A 17,522-nucleotide genomic window follows, 5' to 3' on the forward strand; every position below is an offset into this window, starting at 1 on the left:
AAATCACCATTCTTGAGCACCACAGCCTTTCTTTTTACGCCTCCCTTTACCCAACTGAATACGCCGTATCCAGCTACTGCGTACCTGAAAGGATTTTTGAATACCAAAAACATCAGTTCTTATCAAGCCGATTTAGGCATTGAAGTTTTTTTGGCCTTGTATTCCTCCAAGGGCCTTAGCGACCTGTTTGAACACATTGCAGCTAAAAACCAAACATGGTCGGAAAATGCCAGCCGCATTATCGCCCTACGCAAACCCTACATCCAAACCATCGACGGGGTCATCAATTTTTTGCAAGGCAAAAACCCTACACTCGCCCATCTCATTTGCCAGGCGGGCTACCTTCCCCGTGCCGAGCGCTTCAAACAACTTGCCGATCTTAGTTGGGCTTTCGGCAGCATGGGCACCCAAGATAAAGCCAAACACCTGGCTACCCTCTATCTCGAAGACTTAGCGGATTTGATCACCGAATGTGTGGATGAACATTTTGGGCTCAGCCGTTACGCCGAACGCCTGGGGCGTTCAGCTTATCAATTTGATGAATTGTACCAACAACTACAGGCGGATTACACGTATATTGATCAACTACTTATTCAAATCCTGAGTGCAAAAATGGCGGAGTTGCAACCCCAATTGGTCGCCATCTCCGTGCCCTTTCCTGGTAATTTGTACACCGCTTTCCGCTGCGGGCAGTGGATCAAAAAACACCATCCCGACAGCAAGGTGGTCATGGGGGGTGGTTTTGCCAATACCGAATTGCGCTCCCTGACCGACCCAAGAGTCTTTGAATTCTTCGACTTCATTACCCTGGACGATGGAGAAACCCCCATCGAAAACCTCATCGAACACTTGCAAGGCAAACGCCCCGTAGATTTGCTGAAGCGTACGTATACTGTGCTTAAAGGCAAAGTGGAGTACATCAACCATAGCCTAAACAGGGACTACAAACAAAGTGAGGTGGGTACCCCCGATTACCGCGATTTGCCTCTGGATCAATACATTTCTGCCATCGAGGTGGTCAATCCCATGCACCGCATGTGGAGCGATGGGCGCTGGAACAAACTCACCATGGCCCACGGTTGCTATTGGGGCAAGTGTACTTTTTGTGACGTCTCACTGGATTACATCAAGTTGTACGAACCCGTAGCCGCGCAATTGTTGTGCGACCGCATGGAAGAATTGATTGCCCAAACTGGTGAAAGAGGCTTCCATTTTGTGGACGAAGCCGCTCCGCCTGCCCTCATGCGCGCCCTGGCGCTGGAAATCATCCGCCGCAAACTCACCGTGACCTGGTGGACCAATATTCGTTTTGAAAAAAGCTTTAGCCGCGATTTGTGCCTTTTGCTCAAAGCTTCGGGTTGTATTGCCGTGTCGGGTGGATTGGAGGTTGCCTCCGATCGTTTGTTGGCTTTGATTCAAAAAGGCGTAACTGTGGCCCAGGTAGCCCGGGTCACCCGCAATTTCACTGAGGCAGGCATTATGGTGCACGCGTACCTGATGTACGGATTCCCAAGTCAAACCGCCCAGGAAACCATTGATTCACTGGAAATGGTGCGGCAATTGTTTGAGGCAGGGGTTTTACAGTCGGGATTTTGGCATCAGTTTGCCCTCACAGCGCATAGCCCGGTGGGACTCGATCCAGCAGCATACGGCATCAAAATCGAACCCGGTTGCAGTGGGCCTTTTGCCAACAACGACATTCTGTTCACAGACCCGACCGGGACTGATCATGATGCGTATGGTTTTGGTTTAAAAAAATCGCTGCTGAATTACATGCATGGGATTGGCTTTGAATTCCCCTTACAAGATTGGTTTGAATTTAAGGTGCCGCGTACCAAAGTGCCGAAGGATTATATTCTCAATGCGCTGAATGAGGATGAAATCGCATCCATCAAAGCCAACGCCAAGGTGGTTTGGCTGGGCAATCCTCCCGAACTGGAAATCAGCAGCAAAACCAAACGCGGCGAAACCTGGGAGAGCGCCCTCTTGACTTTTTATGATCAAAAAGAAAACTTAAGTATAAAAGTAGAAGTTTCTCAGGGCAAGTGGGTAGTAGAAATTTTGGAACAAATTGCAGTAGATCAGTCGGAGGCCTGGACTTTTCAGCAGGTTCAAGAGCATTACGAGGCAGCTGATCTGGAAGATTTTGACTTGTTTTGGTACAATAAGCCCTTTAATAAATTGGGAAAATTGGGATTGCTGGTGTTGTAAAAAGCATGGTGTGAAATTCCTGAGGTGATTCTTTAGTGTCTAAGGTTTCTTAGGTGGTGAAGAAAAAAGCCTGCGGAGCAGGCAGCGTATTTTTCACCACCTAAGAAACCTTAGACACCAAAGAGCCACCTAAGATAAAACACTACTTGAGCTCCGCCAAATTCACCACAAACCCATCTATCTTCTTCTTCTTCTTCAAATTACTTTCATAAGCCCTGGCACTGCCTTCGGTATCAAACGGCCCGAGGATAACCCGGAATTTTTTCCCGCCATCCAGACTGATCAGGATATTGTCAAACCATTTGCCTTGTAATTGGGCAACTTTATCCAGCATACTCTCATAATTGCTCACCGAGGCCACTTGTACACCAAAGCCTTTTTTATCCGAATGCGCAATGGCGATCTGGAATAGACCACTGGTGCCCATGTCTCCACGTACCAATTTATTTTTGTCCACCTGCAATTTAGTAGTCGGTTTGACTGGCGCAGCGATAACATTCACCTTTTTTTCCGCCACTGCGGCTGGTGCAGGTTTGGTTTCAACGGTTACAGGTGGAGGCGTAGTATTAATTGTGGTCGTTGGTTTAACAAGCTCCTCCGTATTGGCGGCAGGTACCGCAACTGGGGGTGTTTTGGCTACATCTTTTACAGGCGCTTCTTGGCCTACTACTTCCACTTTTACTTCCAGGTTGCCGTCATTGAGCATGCCCAACTGTTTAGCTGCCGCGTAAGACAATTCAACAATCCGGCCTTTGAGGTAAGGGCCCCGGTCGTTTACCCGGACAATGACCGATTTTTTGGTATCCAGGCGGGTTACTCGTAAGCGGGTGCCCAGGGGATGCATTTTATGTGCCGCAGTCATTTTGCCACGATCATAAATTTCTCCGTATGCGGTCTCACTACCGTTGTACTCATCTGAATAGTAGGAAGCATAGCCAAATTCTTGCGCGCTTAGCACTAATGCATTGAGCGACAGTACCAGCGAAAATACAAATGTGATAGATCTCATGTGGTATCAGGTTTATTCAGTACATAAACGTTCTGGAAGCCCAAATCGGTACCCAGGCTTCGTGGAAAGTAGTCAAATATAGAATAAATGTTGGATTTCTCCAAACAAAGGACTTTCGGGAATTTACTGAGCCATCACTTCTTTTACCCCTTGAAAAAGGCCAATGCTGATTAAAATGACCCCAATGATCTTGTTCATCCATTGACTGACAAAGGCCGCACGGCGTACAATCAATTGACTGAGAAAGGCATAAAACAGAAGTGTAAGCAGCTTACCACAAGCAACCCCAGCCAAGAAGATGCACAAAAAGTACAAGGGCGGGTGAGCAGAAATGTCCAAATATTTGGCAGATTTTAAAAAGGCGAGGATAAAAATCCAAAAAGGAATGGCCTGCGGGTTGGCTATAGAAACCATTAGGCCATGTAAGAAGTCATTTTCTTTGATTTTGCGCTTTTTCTCTTGGTCTCCAGCGGGTTTGCGGCAGAAAAAGACCAAACCGATGGCAATAAAAAAGACCACCACAAAAACTTTGACCCAGACATTGTGCTGCAAAAGGGCTTGCACGGTTGGATTAAACCGAATGGCAATAAAAGATTGTGGAATTTCGATCAAAGCCGCAGCGACCGAAAAATGAAATGCGGCGCGCCAACTGCGGTTGATGGTGGTATCAACTACGGAAAGATTGATGGGGCCGAAGGGCAAAGTTCCAACAATACTGGCCAGCATACTCAGTAAAAACACCAGAGCGGGTGACGGCTCCATTTTTCTTTTTTTGAATAACGAACAATCGAGAGGCAAAATTAGATACTTACGCCCCAAAGGTCAACTTTTTTTGACAATTAAACGAAGTCCTTTTGTCCTAGTGCGAACTTTTGGGTCGATATTTTTGTAATTTTGCCGGGATATTTTTTCAAAAATCATTGCATGAGTAAACACGGAAAGGTTTTAGTGGCCATGAGTGGGGGGATCGACAGTACGGTTACTGCGATGCTGCTCCACGAGGAAGGATACGAAGTGATTGGCATTACCATGAAAACCTGGGACTATGCCAATTCGGGCGGTTCCAAAAAAGAAACCGGTTGTTGTAGCCTCGATTCCATCAACGATGCCCGTGAAGTGGCCGTGAGTATGGGCTTTCACCATTTCATCATCGACATTCGGGATGAATTTGGGGACTTCGTCATTGATAATTTTGTAGAAGAATACATCGCCGGGCGCACCCCTAATCCTTGTGTGTTGTGCAATACCCACATCAAATGGAACGCCCTGCTGAAACGCGCCAACTCCCTGGATTGTGAGTTCATCGCCACCGGGCATTACGCCCAGGTCAAGGAATTAAATGGCCGTAAATACATCAGCAAAGGCGCCGATCCGCACAAGGATCAGTCCTATGTTTTGTGGGGTTTGACCCAGGAGGCATTAAAGCGCACCCAATTCCCGGTAGGTAAATTTACCAAACCGGAAGTACGTCAAATCGCTTTTGACGCCGGATACGCCGAACTGTCTAAAAAGTCGGAGAGCTACGAGATTTGTTTTGTGCCTGACAACGATTATCGGGGTTTCCTCAAACGCCGTTTGCCCGATTTGGAAGAGCAGGTCAAAGGAGGAAGCTTCATCAACACCAAAGGTGAAGTCATCGGCAAACACGAGGGCTATCCGTTTTACACCGTTGGTCAACGCAAAGGACTGGGCATGGCTTTTGGGCAGCCGATGTTTGTCACTGAAATTCGGCCAGACAGCAATACCGTGGTACTCGGCGAGTTGGACGAACTCGTGCGCAACAGCATGAGTGTGTACCAGGTCAACTCCATGAAGTACGATCGTATTCCCGACGGACTGGAAGCTTTGACCAAAGTGCGCTACAAGGATGCGGGAACCATGAGTCAATTGAGCAACACACCCGAGGGGCGCATCTCCGTGGAGTTTTTCGCGAACGTCAGCGGCATCGCGCCAGGGCAATCCGCAGTATTTATGGAGGGCGATGACGTGATTGGTGGTGGAATCATCTATAAAGAAATACCGAAAGACTTTATATTAAGTTGAGAAAGGTTTAGGGAGGTTGAGAAGGTTTAGGCTACCGCAAAGGAGGTTGACAATGCCCCTACTAAACCTTCTCAACCTCCCTAAACCTCCCTAAACTAAATTTCTTCCATGCGTCCACTCTTGCTGCTTTTAATCGGTTTTGGCCTGTTTGCCTGTAAAGATGAAGTAGCAGCCCCTGCTTTGGACTACCGCTACGAATACTTTCCACTGTTGATTGGGCAAGAACGCCTTTTTGTGGTCGACAGCATTTTGTTCGACCCCTTGGGCAATCGGGTGCAAATCGACTCTACGACAACCTTTATTCGGGAATTGGTCGTGGATACTTTCCGCAATGCCAGCAATGAACTGGAATACCGCATCGAACGCTACGAGCGCCGCAATAGCACAACTCCTTGGGTCTTGAAAAAAGTGCTGAGCGAATCGCGCCCTAGCCATCAGGCCCAGCGTTTTGAGGACAATTTTCGCCTACTAAAAATGGTTTTTCCACTAAAAATAGATCAAAGTTGGAATCCACTGGTGTATGTGGATCCGCTGGCAAAAGTAGACGTAAAAGGTGAACCCCTGGAATTGTTCAAAGGCTGGGAAGCCCAGATCAAAAGCATCGATCAAAGCTGGAATCAATATCCGAATACCCTCGAAGTTCAATTCAGTGACTACGAAAATGCCATTGAGTTGCGCCGGGGCACCGAGCGATATGCCGCCAATCTAGGCCTGGTTTACCGCGAGCTTAGCGTACTCAACACCCAATGTTTGAGTGCTTGCCAGGGACAGCCTTGGGAGAAGAAAGCCCAGTCCGGCTTTATTTTAAAAATGCGTAGAATTTAAGTAACAATATGGATAAGTACATTGCCATCGGTCGAGTCAGCAAAACCCACGGCGTAGACGGTGCGCTAAAGCTGAAAATCAAGGATCGCTATTGGAATGATTTTGCGGAAGCAAAAGTGCTGTTTGTTGAATCAGCGGGTAAACTGGTGCCTTATTTCATCGAAGAATTTCGGGGTGGACTTGATCCGATCGTCAAGTTTGAAGACCTGGATCAACGCGAACCCGCGCAAGCCCTCAGCGGCAAGGAGCTATTTATGCGGGAAAGTGACCTTTTGCCCGAAGCCGCCGAGGTGAATGTATCCCAATACGAACGGTATGTCGGTTATCTCTTACAGGATGTGGAACTGGGTGAATTGGGTAAAATTGATGAAGTAGTTGAATCTCCCGGCCAATACCTGGCTTTTCTGGAATACCAGGGGCGCGATGTGACGGTCCCCCTCAACCCTGTTTTCATCAAATCAGTGGATCATAAAGCGCAAATAGTGCTGGTGGATTTGCCGGAAGGCTTGCTGGAGTTATAAGTGAAAAGTAAAAAGTGAAAAGTGAAAAGTGAAAAGTGAAAAGTGAAAAGTGAAAAGTGAAAAGTGAAAAGTGAAAAGTGAAAAGTGAAAAGTGAAAAAATAGGGGGACATTCCTATCCTTCCAAATTTAAAAGCAGAAAATAATGGTAAACAGTTGAAAAACCATTGGTGTAATTGCTTTTCCCTATTCACTCTTCACTTTTCACTATTTTCACGCCCTAACCATAACAAACATGAAAAACATCTACACCTTTTTTCTGCTGGTGCTGTGCTCACAGGCTATCAGCGTCTTTGCCCAAAACGGCACTCAAAAAATTCAAGTCACCGACCTTACGCGCATCAAACAGGTGGTATCGGTAGCCGCTTCACCCGATGGAAATAAGGCGCTGTATACCTTGCGAACCATCGAGCCCAATGCGGAAAACAAGTTGGAGTATGATTACCGCAACCACTTCTACCTTGTCGACCTGCAAGCCAACGCCACTCCTCGCGCTTTGACCCGGGGCGCAGAAAGTGTTTCTAGCCCGGTTTTTTCACCCGATGGCAAAACCATCGCTTTTGTACGCGGGGTAAAAGGCAAGTCCCAAGTCTTCATTTTACCCCTGGATGGCGGCGAAGCCTGGCAATTGACCGATGTTTCTTATGGTGCGGGCAATCCACGTTTTTCGCCAGATGGCCGCAAAATCCTCTTCAGCGTATCCCTAAATTTGAGCACCTTGCTCAACGATACCATCCTGAATCCAGGCAAAGGAATCCCTACCTGGTCGCTTGAAAAGCCGGGCTTTCCCAAAAACGAGTTTTTAAACCGCGATAAAAAAATCAAACCCAACCCCGACGGTAGCTTGGAAGAAATCCGCGCCTACCTCGATAAAGATGTAGAAGACCGCAAAGCCAAGGTATTTACTCGCCTCAATTTTCAGGGTGAAGCGGCCGTTGAACCAGAAATTCAATTCAATCACCTCTTTGTCACCGAGGTCAAAGAAGGTGCCAAAGCCAGCCCAGTCACCAAAGGTTTTTGGTCGTATGGGCAGGGCAAATGGTCGACTGATGGGCAGCGTATTTGGGCCGTAACGGGAAAAGACCGGACGCAACACCCCGATCGGGAGCAAGAATCCACCATCGTGAGCATGAACCTGCAAGGTGGGGAGGAAAAAACCATCCTGGCGGAAAGTGGCAAATCCTTTAGCGGCTTCAGCCTTTCGCCCGACGGCAATACTTTGGCGGCCATCATGTCTACGCCAAACTTATTGTCATTCAGCCAATTGGTCATTGCCAATGCCAATGGCAGTAACTTACAAATTGTGCCTTTCGACCGTACCCCCGGTGGAGCCAACTGGTCGGCTGATGGCAAATACATTTACTTGACTGCTCCTTCCAATGGCGGATCGCCCGTGTACCGCATCGACGCCAAAACCCGCGTAGTCGAGCGATTAAGCGATTTTGATACAGGGATCAACGCTTTTGACCTGACGGGCAGCAAAGTGGTCTACAGCAAAACGGATGTATTGAGTCCTTCCGAACTCTACTATGCCGACCTTAGTATGAAAAATCCGGTTCAGCTCAGCCGCCACAACGAGGCATGGCTGAAAGACAAAAAGCTCAGTTTGCCCGAAAAGCGAGTGTACACCAACTCCAAAGGGCAAAAAGTGGAGTACTGGATCATGAAGCCGACCTTTATGGAAGCGGGGAAGAAGTATCCCTTGGTGCTGCAATTGCACGGTGGTCCTACCGCCATGTGGGGGCCGGGTGAGTTTTCGATGTGGCATGAGCTCCAATATTTCTGCTCGCAGGGTTATGGGGTGGTGTATCCCAACCAGCGCGGTTCGGGTGGTTATGGTAAGGATTTTCAGTTTTCCAATTACCGCGACTGGGGCCCTGGCCCACAGGAAGATGCCCTGGCCGCCTGCGCCGATGCCGCCAAAGCGCCATGGGTAGATACGGCCAAACAAGTCATCACGGGTGGTTCTTACGCGGGTTACCTCACCGCCTGGATCATCGCGCACGATCACCGTTTCAAGGCCGCTTTTGCCCAGCGCGGAGTCTACGACTTGACCACTTTTATGGGTGAAGGCAACGCCTGGCGTCTCGTGCCTAACTATTTTGGCTTGCCTTGGGAGGATGAAAAAACCACTGAAATTGACGCGGAGTCGCCTTACAGCTACGTGGATAAAATCCGCACGCCGTTTTTGATCAAACACGGCGAAAATGACCTGCGCACCGGGGTAATTCAGTCGCAGATGATGTTCCGTAGTTTGAAATACCTGGAAAAGGACGTGGAATATGTCCTGATGCCAGGTGGAACGCACGAGTTGAGCCGTTCGGGGAATGTGCGGCAGCGGATTGACCGGATGTTGCGGATTTATGAGTTTTTTGAAAGGTATATTCGGTGATTAAACATCCGTCTGAAAAACTCCTTTTATCTCCCGCTCCACAAACACCACTGTCATCAGCACCGACACCACAAAATAAGCCCCTACGAGGTATACAAACCACAAGCCCCAGTTTTGCGCAGCACCAAACCAGTCGCCGCCCGACTGGTAAATGATGTACAAGCCCAAGGCCGATTTGATGGCTTCAAAATAAACCGCAAAAGGATTCCGATCCATCAATTCGGTATAGGCAAAAATGGCCAGGAACAAAAATCCGCCGTAGTAAAAAATACCTGGACTACCAATTTTGGCCAGGCTGGCAAAAAAATAAGTCAGCAAAAAGTAGTTGAAAAACATCTGTGCCCAGCTCCAGGCGATCAGCGCACTTGAAGCTTTGGTATCGTATTTTTCAAAGTTGTAGACATCTTTTATGCTGTCTAGCGGGTATTTTTCAACCACATCCGCCGGGCGCCAGCCAGTGGGCATAAACCACAGACGTACTTTGTCCCACCAACTGCGGGTACGCCAGGCGTCTTGCATCAATAACCACAAGTGTTGAAAATTGATTTTGATCGGATTCCAGGTCTGTACCGGGCGGGTGACGCCGTACACAGGTGGAACTTCTGGCAGTTCTTCCTGGAAAGTGCCGAAGAGTTTATCCCAAAAAATGAAAATCTGTGCGTAGTTTTTATCGATGTACTCCTTGTTCATCGCGTGGTGCACGCGGTGATGTGAGGGTGTTACGAGGATGTATTCCCAAATTCCCATCTTGTTGATGAGTTGGGTATGGTACCAATATTGGAGAAACAAATGTAATGGACCGATCACTGCCACCACCTGAGTTGGTATGCCCAGCAGTGCAGAGGGTAGAAGCAGAATGGTGAAATAATTGATGAAGGAAGATACCGACTGCCGCAACGCGCAGGACAAATTGAACTCCTCACTACTGTGGTGAATGATGTGGCGGTTCCACAAAAAATTGATCTCGTGTGACCAACGATGGATCCAATACCCTTGAAAATCCACCACAATAAAGCCAATCAGGTAAGCCCACACCGAATTGGCGGCCAAATGGGTGAACGCGACCCGCTCTACCAACCACTGATAGGTAATCACACTGATGCCGACACCCAGCACGTCTTTAACTACGTTGGTGATCCCGGAGGAAAAACTGGAGACACTATCCAATCCTCGAATGACATTGGCCCCCCGATACCATTCCACCACTTTTTCCACTAAAAAAAGAATGACAAAGATGGGCATAACAATGTTCAAAATTGTTCCGTAGGCTTCCATTTGCGATCTGTTTGATTAGGAAGGATTGAAAAAAAAGCCAAATTACTGTATTTTGCTTTTGTGAAAAATAGTTCCCACAAAAAATAGCGAATATTCGCTATTAAAATACTATAATGATGTATAAAATACTGCTCATCTGCCTTTTTTTCGGCAGTGCTTCCTTCCTCAAAGCCCAAGATGTCATCAAAGGCACCATCCTGGATCAAAACAACCAACCAATTCCTTACGTCAACGTCGGTGTGCTGAATACGGCAATCGGAACCGTTAGCCAGGAAAATGGCCAATTCGAGTTGCTTGTCGATCAGGTCAAAGCAAGTGATACCATCAAAATCTCCACCATTGGTTTCAGCAGTCGGGCTTTTGTGTTGCAAAATTTGCGGAGCATGCTGGAGCAAAACCCGCAAATCAAACTGAGTGCTATTCAGTATGACCTGGCGGAGGTGACCGTCAAACCCTTGATTTTTGAGGAGTTCGGATTTGACAAAACCTCTACGGATCGCAATACCAATTTTGCCATTTCAAAATTTCCCCGGCAAAACCTCGGTGCGGAAATTGCCCGCAAGTTCAAAATGAATAAGTACACCAAACGTAGCAAAAGTAAAGCCTGCCGCTTGGACGCTCTCAAATTTTACTTGCGCTCCTGCGATTACGATTGGGCGAAACTGCGAGTCATGGTGTACCATTTGGAAGACGGCAAACCTGGAACTCCCCTATTGAATGAAAACGTCATCGTAGAAGTAAAAAAAGGGCAAACCGGCTGGGTTGAAGTCAACCTCAAACCCTATGACCTCATCGTAGACGGAGACATTGCTCTTGGCCTGGAATGGATCGACCATTCGCCCACGGGCAGACGGTTGAGTTTACCCATTGCCTTTCCAGCAGTAGGTTCCACCCATTTTTATCAATTCGGGAGCCAAAACGCCTGGAAAAAATTCCCCAATATGTCAACACCAATGGTGATTAAAGTGGCGTATTAATGGCGCTTAAAATCCTATCAGTCCAACTTGATAGTGCTTTTTGTCCGCAGTTTCCGCATAAATCCACAGCTCCTCATTGGATAAGGCCGCACAATTGCTGGGCCGGACCTTGATTTTTTCCGTACCCGAATATTCCAGTGGGGTATTTTGGGTCCCTTTGGCATTAAAACAGGCCTTGCGCATGGGCGTTTTGCTCTTGTCATTGTACAACAACAAATATTGTTCATCCTTGGCCAAAAAGGCAAATGAATCAAAATAGCCTTGGTCAAAACTCACTTGATTTTTATTCAGGCTAAACAATTTACGCGTGCTCAAATCTGCGGTGTAAGAAATCAGAAGAACTTGGCCATAATAGCGTTGATCATTGCCTCGGAAAGGTGGCAAAAACTGTTCTGCTACGATGCTGATGTTGCCATTGGCCTCTACGTGTAGCGCACGCAATTGGTAATCTGGCAAACGTTTGGGTGCGCCCTCTAAGGATTGTAGGTCTTCGGCACTAAAAGAGTGGATATGCGTTTGTACCCGCCCCGTTTTTAAGTCTATTGCAATGGCGAAGGCACCGTTGGTATCATGCTCTCGATTGCCCAGCAGGCCGCCGCAATACAACTGGCCGTCCTGATTGAGTTGGATGGCAATTTGGTGCGGATTGGCCGATCCCAGATTAAAATCGTACCACTTTAGTTTGCGCCCTTGTTCCCGATAAGACAAAATACAATACTGAGGATCAGGGTTGTCTTTGTCACGATGCGTTGCCAATACGATCACTTCACCACTATTGTTGACCTCATAATCCATCAGGTGCACAATGGAAGCACTCCAAGGGAGTTTAGGCTCAATGCTCCACAGGGGCATCAAGGCTTCGTCACAAAGCAAGAGCCATTTACGCGAGGAGTTGTTAGCAGTATTGGGAAAACGATTGTAAATGAGCAACTTGCTGCGATCTTCTGAAAGCTTAAAACCCAATGGGGTATCAAAAATTCCTCGATCCCAATTGATTTCGTAAATCGGGCGGGGCGCACGATAGGCCACTAACGATTGAGGATCTATTTCCTGGGTATAGAGCCGTAGTTTGTTCTGGGTCGGGTCTTCTAAACTGAGCAAAAGGTGCAAACGGTCTTTGAGGATAACCGCCGTTTCCAATTTCAAATCCCCCAAATCAAAGTGTAATCGCAGTGGCACCTGACGCTCTAACTTCAGTTCCGAATTGAAACATTGCAAAACGGGCGGCAGAATGGCCGGATCGCGCATATCGGTCAAAAGGGTAAAAATACCCGCCGAGGTTTTGCCGATCACCTGACTAATGTGCAGGTTCTTATCTGGCTTTTGATGGGGACGGCCCCACTTGACATCCTGGGCGGCAAGGCCCAAATACCAAAAAGTAAAAACAGTGGCTACTAGGTACTTCATGACAGTTTCTTTTACAGAAAAAATGGCAAAAGTGTGAAGTGCCCGGCATGGATGCCTGGCAAAATATAGTAGCCGATTGATTATTCTGGTTGGATTGAATAATGGCGAATATAATTGCTTAAAGTTAAAAAGCAAGGTTAAGTTTAAAAAAGTAGTACTGTTTTTTAGCTTCATTCACTCATCAAGCTAATGAAACACGCTGCATCCGCTTGGAAAGTCAAAGTCCCCTGCTTCACTTCGAGCAATGGCCCTTTTTGCATGCCCCTTTTTTGATCGGTGAGGTACACTTGGAGTGTTTTAATTCCAGCAGGTAAACCTTTTAGTTCAACGGTTCTTTCAGCACCTTCATTGACCAAGTGAATGCTCAGTTTTTTCTGCGCGGCATCGCTCAAAGCCGTTAGGTGAATATCCTCCACATTGGAAGTCAGAGGAATAATGTTCAGGCCCATCGGCGTGGCAGCCAATTGTTTCAAGTTCCAGAAGCGTTGGGTCGGCCGCAGAGGAATACTGTTGTTGCCAAATAACCCACCTCCCACCAAGGGCGAATAATCTGAAGTCAATTGCCATTGCATGATGGTTTGAGGCTGGCAGATGTTCAACATGCGCACATACAACTTGATCTCCTCCAGGGCATAATGGCCTTCTTCAAATATTTTGGGGTAGCGCCAGGCACCCGCATCGATGCTCCCCTCTCCTACTATCAGGGGCACTTTGAGGCGATTGGCTGCGTCATGCCACTCCAACAAAGTCGACTTTTCCCAACCCCGCCAGGAGTGGAAGGATACCGCACCGATGTATTCCCAGGTTTGTGGGTCGTCCAGTGCCGCGTTCACAAAAGCAAAACCATTCGCATCGGCGGTATCACCCAGTAGGAGTTTGGTCTTGAGTCCCCGTGCCTTCATGTACGCACCCAAGCCCTTGATGAAGACGGCGTGCTCCGCAGCGCTATGGCGTACATTGATGCCCAGGTCCGATTCGTTGAAGGAAAACATGCTGACTTCCACCCCGTAAGCTTCTTTGAGGTAAAGAATGTAACTGGTGATGGAGGCGTAAATGGCTTCGGTACGTTCGGAGCGCAAGGGATTGCCAAAACTGCCATCCGCATTGCGATCATTGCCGCTGAGTGGACCAATTGCTGCCCATTGGGGTGGAAACCAAGCGGCCAGCAGTACGGGCATTTTCATTTTGTGTAAGCGTTGGGCCAGCTCCAGGGCCGCTTTCACCCGTGGGTGAATCTCTCCTTTGCGCGCCGCTTCCAGTGGATTGATGCTGTCGTACGGATGCCACAAGCGCCAGGGCAATTCCACCCTTGCCATACGTACCTCCATGTTTTTCAGGCAATAATCAATCACTTGGGGGTCCTGTTGGAAGTTTTGCAAGCGAAAATTCCCACCCAGGCCTAGGAACTGCCTGCCCGGATATTGCGGAAACAATTCAACTTGGGCGACCTGATCCGTGGCTTTACCTTCCACTTGGATGTTGAATTGTCGGCTTGTTTTTTGGCCTGCCTTTACTTTCATGGCTTGCAAGGTAAAATAGATCCCCAAATCGCCAGTTTTGGGATTGGATTTTACAATGATCAAGTCCGCTTGATTCGAAGTGATGCGCAGGCTTTGCTGCCCAGTTTTAAATGCCAAACCTTTGGCCAAAACCCTTAGGCGTTCATTTTCACCGACTGGAATCAGTTCTTCGGTTTGCACTTGATACACGCCGGGGTCAATCTGCTGGATTTCAGCGGCAGCATAAGTTTTGGCGGGCAAATTGAGGTGGAAAAACACCCCCGTAAACTCCTGATCGCGGTGAGGATCAAGATCCAAGTTGACTTGAATGTTTCCTGGCGAGCCGTCTTGAACCGTTTGGGTAAAAAACAAGCTGTCCATGCGGGTACGCACTACCTGGGCATTGCCTTCCCGGCGGTAGGTAGTCCAGTTGCGTTCGCGGCCGGTGGCATTTTCCCGTTGCCAGTTGTTTTGGATCAGCCGAATGCTGCTTTCAAAGCGGAACAATTGGCCGTTGGCGCGGGTGCCAGTGAGGTTGCCCCAGGCTTGTACATCTGTTTGGGCCAACAAGGGGGCATGCGCCAGCAAGAGGTAAAACAAAGCTTTACCTGCAAATCGATAAGATGTGGTGATCATAAGCTGCAAAAATTAGTGCAGCTAAGATAGGAAATGTATAGAGATTGTCTGGCACTATTCCTTGCTCTTCGGGGGTGCCGTTGGGTACCTGGCTTCCAAGGCTTTTAACAGGCGGGTTTGGACATAGGCCATCAAAGCAGACCCTGCCAGCACCAAAAGTGTGTGTTTGAATCTGGATTCGAGGTCTCTTTCCGGACCAGTCAACAGGTCGATGGCAATAAAAACAATGCCAAAAATGGACATTCTAGCAATAAAACGGATCGCGTTCATTCGGATATTTTTTAAGGATTTTTTTCCAAATTGGATTCATTTTTAGGCTTATAGGCAGATTGATAAGGGTATTTCTTTTCAATCCAAACGCCGAAAAATGCATTGATTATGGCTACCATGATGAGCAAAATAAGGAAAAAAATCCTTGATTTTGTGCTTTGCTCTGGATTGCCGTACAAATTCAAAAGGAACAGCGGCACTACAAAAAAAACTATCCTCAGTATAAAGTTTTTAATTTTCATCATTATGATTTTGGATCAAAATACTACTTTGGCCTTTTCCTTGCAAGGCATTGCTAACAACTTTTGACCAGCACCGTTTTTTCTTCGGCCAATGCTTGAATAATTGCTTGGAAAATGTGAACATTAGCATCAAAACCAGCAAGTTTGATTTTACCAAATTCTATCCAGGAAGTCAACGACGCCGCAAAAATTGAAGAAGTAGTCGGCGATTTTGTGAACCTCAAGCGACGTGGGGCCAACTACAGCGGCCTGTGCCCCTTCCACAACGAAAAATCCCCTTCCTTCAACGTCAATCCGGCGCGCAACATCTTCAAGTGTTTTGGCTGCGGCAAAGCAGGTGACCCGATCACCTTCGTGATGGAGCACGAGCAAGTCTCGTACCCGGAAGCTGTACGTTTTTTGGCCAAAAAGTACCGCATTGAGCTCAAGGAAACCGAATCCTCCGACCAGCAACGCCAGGAACAACAGGCCATCGATAGCCTTTACTTGATCAATCAGTTTGCCCAAGAATACTTTCAGGGCCAATTGTTCGATACCGACAAAGGGCGCAGCGTGGGCCTCTCTTACTTCAAACAAAGGGGTTTTCGGGAAGAAACGATCAAGAAGTTCGGGCTGGGCTTTGCCCAAAACGACATGGACGGACTCCTGCGGGCCGGAAAACAAAAAGGTTACAATACCGATCAACTGAAAAAACTGGGCTTGGTCACCCAATACGACCGCGATTTTTTCCGCGATCGGGTCATGTTTTCGATCCACAACCTGACGGGCAAAGTCATCGCCTTCGCCGGTCGGATCATGGCTAAAGACCCCAAGCAGCCCAAATACATCAACTCGCCAGAAACGGAGATTTATTACAAAAGCAAGGTACTTTATGGCATCTTTTTTGCCAAAAAAGCCATCCGCCAGTTTGACGAATGCCTGCTGGTGGAAGGCTATACCGACGTGATCTCCTTGCATCAATCGGGGATCGAAAACGTGGTCGCATCTTCGGGTACCGCGCTCACCCCCGATCAGATTCGCCTGATCAAACGGTTTACCAACAACATCAAAATCATTTACGACGGCGATGCGGCGGGCATCAAAGCGGCACTGCGCGGGCTCGATCTGGCCTTAGCCGAGGACATGAACGTACGCTTGGTGCTCTTGCCGGATCAGGAAGACCCCGATTCGTACATTCAAAAGGTGGGTTCGGAGGCTTTTTTGACTTATTTGAAGGAAAAAGGCAAAGACATCGTGCAGTTTGAAACCGAACTGTTGCTCAAAGAAGCGGGTGATGACCCGACGAGGAGGGCAGGCGTTCTGGGGCAAATCGCCAATACGATCTCCAAAATCAAAAATCCGCTGCGCCGCGATGAATACGTGAAGGTAACTCGACAGGTATTGGGGGTCGACGAGGGTCGGATGATTTTTGAGGTAAACAAACTACTGCGCCGCGATCTGGAAAAATACCAGGCACTGGAAGGCATTACTCCGCCGAGTTCGGATGACTCCTTTCCGACTGAGGAGTACGTCTCCAATCCGATCATGGCGGAAGCGGAAATGAGCGTGGGGGATGAATTTCAGGAGAAACACATTGCCCATATCCTCATCAATGCCGGGGGTGAATGGTACGATCAGGCGCACAACACCACCGTAGCTCAATACGTGTGGATCAACATCGAAGACGTCATCGATTATTTCGACAGCAAGTTGTACAAAAAAGTGGTGGTCGAAATCATGCAAAGGGTCAACCAGGGGCTCGACATCTCAGTGCAATATTTTATCAATCACCCTGAAGCAGACGTGCGCCAATTGGCATCCACTGTACTCACCAGTCCCTACGAATTCAGTGAAAATTGGGAGCTAAAACACGAAGTTTTCCTCAATCAGCGCATGCCGGAAGACAATTACTTCAAGGACGCAGAAGCGGCGGTCAAACGCCTGAAATTGCGCAAAATTGGACGGATCATCGCGGACAATCACGCCAAAATGAAGGTGATCAATCAGGGCGATGTGGAACAGTTGCTGCCACTGATTAAGCTGGACCAGAAGTTGAAGGCGATGCGGAATCAGCTGGCTGGGGAATTGGGGATGGTGGTGGTGAAGTGAACATATTATCGCCAATCTATTTTTAAAATCATCCTCCCTCCCCTTCTTTTCATCAAACTCTTCCCCTCATTAGTTGTTTACCAATCAACAAAGCACTACTTTTGCCCACGTTTTTACAAAACCTGCTTT

The 17,522-nt window shown here is 47.9% G+C and carries 13 protein-coding genes; 7 read left to right on the plus strand and 6 right to left on the minus strand.

What is annotated here, in order from left to right:
• The first annotated feature begins 12 nt into the window (after positions 1–12).
• Complete coding sequence (locus ACEW9O_RS11560; protein ID WP_373550316.1) at positions 13–2,211, plus strand: radical SAM protein; 2,199 nt, start codon at positions 13–15, stop codon at positions 2,209–2,211.
• 142 nt (positions 2,212–2,353) lie between these two features.
• Here ACEW9O_RS11560 and ACEW9O_RS11565 read toward each other — a convergent pair whose 3' ends face one another.
• Positions 2,354–3,220 carry a septal ring lytic transglycosylase RlpA family protein gene (locus ACEW9O_RS11565; RefSeq protein WP_373550317.1) on the minus strand — a complete coding sequence of 289 codons (867 nt, stop codon included), beginning with the start codon at positions 3,218–3,220 and terminating at the stop codon, positions 2,354–2,356.
• Positions 3,221–3,343: 123 nt separating this feature from the next.
• Positions 3,344–3,982, minus strand: a complete 639-nt coding sequence (locus tag ACEW9O_RS11570) for a LysE family translocator (RefSeq protein WP_373550318.1) — start codon at positions 3,980–3,982, stop codon at positions 3,344–3,346.
• A 162-nt stretch (positions 3,983–4,144) separates the two neighbouring features.
• On the opposite strand from ACEW9O_RS11570, the gene mnmA reads away from it, so the two are divergent.
• From mnmA to ACEW9O_RS11590, 4 genes are all read left to right on the plus strand, one after another.
• The gene (mnmA, locus tag ACEW9O_RS11575; protein WP_373550319.1) at positions 4,145–5,263 is read left to right on the plus strand and encodes a tRNA 2-thiouridine(34) synthase MnmA; all 1,119 of its coding nucleotides are present in this window, start codon (positions 4,145–4,147) and stop codon (positions 5,261–5,263) included.
• A gap of 108 nt (positions 5,264–5,371) precedes the next feature.
• Positions 5,372–6,088, plus strand: a complete 717-nt coding sequence (locus tag ACEW9O_RS11580; RefSeq protein WP_373550320.1) for a hypothetical protein — start codon at positions 5,372–5,374, stop codon at positions 6,086–6,088.
• Between the two features lie 8 nt (positions 6,089–6,096).
• Positions 6,097–6,609, plus strand: coding sequence for a ribosome maturation factor RimM (rimM, locus tag ACEW9O_RS11585; protein ID WP_373550321.1), 513 nt, complete (start codon positions 6,097–6,099; stop codon positions 6,607–6,609).
• 233 nt (positions 6,610–6,842) lie between these two features.
• Positions 6,843–8,999, plus strand: a complete 2,157-nt coding sequence (locus tag ACEW9O_RS11590) for a prolyl oligopeptidase family serine peptidase (RefSeq protein ID WP_373550322.1) — start codon at positions 6,843–6,845, stop codon at positions 8,997–8,999.
• Here ACEW9O_RS11590 and ACEW9O_RS11595 read toward each other — a convergent pair whose 3' ends face one another.
• Positions 9,000–10,274 carry a sterol desaturase family protein gene (locus tag ACEW9O_RS11595; RefSeq protein WP_373550323.1) on the minus strand — a complete coding sequence of 425 codons (1,275 nt, stop codon included), beginning with the start codon at positions 10,272–10,274 and terminating at the stop codon, positions 9,000–9,002.
• Between the two features lie 113 nt (positions 10,275–10,387).
• Here ACEW9O_RS11595 and ACEW9O_RS11600 point away from each other — a divergent pair, with 113 nt between their 5' ends.
• A complete protein-coding gene (locus ACEW9O_RS11600) occupies positions 10,388–11,251 on the plus strand; it encodes a carboxypeptidase-like regulatory domain-containing protein (protein WP_373550324.1) in 864 nt (287 codons plus the stop codon).
• A gap of 6 nt (positions 11,252–11,257) precedes the next feature.
• Here ACEW9O_RS11600 and ACEW9O_RS11605 read toward each other — a convergent pair whose 3' ends face one another.
• The 3 genes from ACEW9O_RS11605 to ACEW9O_RS11615 all read right to left on the minus strand — a co-directional run bounded on the left by ACEW9O_RS11605 (position 11,258) and on the right by ACEW9O_RS11615 (position 15,063).
• Positions 11,258–12,658, minus strand: a complete 1,401-nt coding sequence (locus ACEW9O_RS11605) for a hypothetical protein (RefSeq protein ID WP_373550325.1) — start codon at positions 12,656–12,658, stop codon at positions 11,258–11,260.
• 170 nt (positions 12,659–12,828) lie between these two features.
• Positions 12,829–14,793, minus strand: coding sequence for a hypothetical protein (locus ACEW9O_RS11610; RefSeq protein ID WP_373550326.1), 1,965 nt, complete (start codon positions 14,791–14,793; stop codon positions 12,829–12,831).
• A 54-nt stretch (positions 14,794–14,847) separates the two neighbouring features.
• Positions 14,848–15,063, minus strand: a complete 216-nt coding sequence (locus tag ACEW9O_RS11615) for a hypothetical protein (protein ID WP_373550327.1) — start codon at positions 15,061–15,063, stop codon at positions 14,848–14,850.
• A gap of 386 nt (positions 15,064–15,449) precedes the next feature.
• On the opposite strand from ACEW9O_RS11615, the gene dnaG reads away from it, so the two are divergent.
• Positions 15,450–17,393: a DNA primase gene (dnaG, locus tag ACEW9O_RS11620; RefSeq protein ID WP_373550328.1), complete on the plus strand. Its 1,944-nt coding sequence runs from the start codon at positions 15,450–15,452 to the stop codon at positions 17,391–17,393.
• Positions 17,394–17,522: the final 129 nt, after the last annotated feature.

This window comes from Haliscomenobacter sp., assembly GCF_041740695.1.
GTDB lineage: Bacteria > Bacteroidota > Bacteroidia > Chitinophagales > Saprospiraceae > Haliscomenobacter.

Bases quoted from the DNA above. Each gene is read 5' to 3' on its own strand.
- ACEW9O_RS11580 (WP_373550320.1), top strand. From the start codon at position 5,372: ATGCGTCCACTCTTGCTGCTTTTAATCGGTTTTGGCCTGTTTGCCTGT.
- ACEW9O_RS11615 (WP_373550327.1), bottom strand. From the start codon at position 15,063: ATGAACGCGATCCGTTTTATTGCTAGAATGTCCATTTTTGGCATTGTT.
- ACEW9O_RS11610 (WP_373550326.1), bottom strand. From the start codon at position 14,793: ATGATCACCACATCTTATCGATTTGCAGGTAAAGCTTTGTTTTACCTC.
- ACEW9O_RS11590 (WP_373550322.1), top strand. From the start codon at position 6,843: ATGAAAAACATCTACACCTTTTTTCTGCTGGTGCTGTGCTCACAGGCT.
- ACEW9O_RS11600 (WP_373550324.1), top strand. From the start codon at position 10,388: ATGATGTATAAAATACTGCTCATCTGCCTTTTTTTCGGCAGTGCTTCC.
- ACEW9O_RS11605 (WP_373550325.1), bottom strand. From the start codon at position 12,658: ATGAAGTACCTAGTAGCCACTGTTTTTACTTTTTGGTATTTGGGCCTT.
- ACEW9O_RS11570 (WP_373550318.1), bottom strand. From the start codon at position 3,982: ATGGAGCCGTCACCCGCTCTGGTGTTTTTACTGAGTATGCTGGCCAGT.
- ACEW9O_RS11565 (WP_373550317.1), bottom strand. From the start codon at position 3,220: ATGAGATCTATCACATTTGTATTTTCGCTGGTACTGTCGCTCAATGCA.
- rimM (WP_373550321.1), top strand. From the start codon at position 6,097: ATGGATAAGTACATTGCCATCGGTCGAGTCAGCAAAACCCACGGCGTA.
- mnmA (WP_373550319.1), top strand. From the start codon at position 4,145: ATGAGTAAACACGGAAAGGTTTTAGTGGCCATGAGTGGGGGGATCGAC.
- ACEW9O_RS11595 (WP_373550323.1), bottom strand. From the start codon at position 10,274: ATGGAAGCCTACGGAACAATTTTGAACATTGTTATGCCCATCTTTGTC.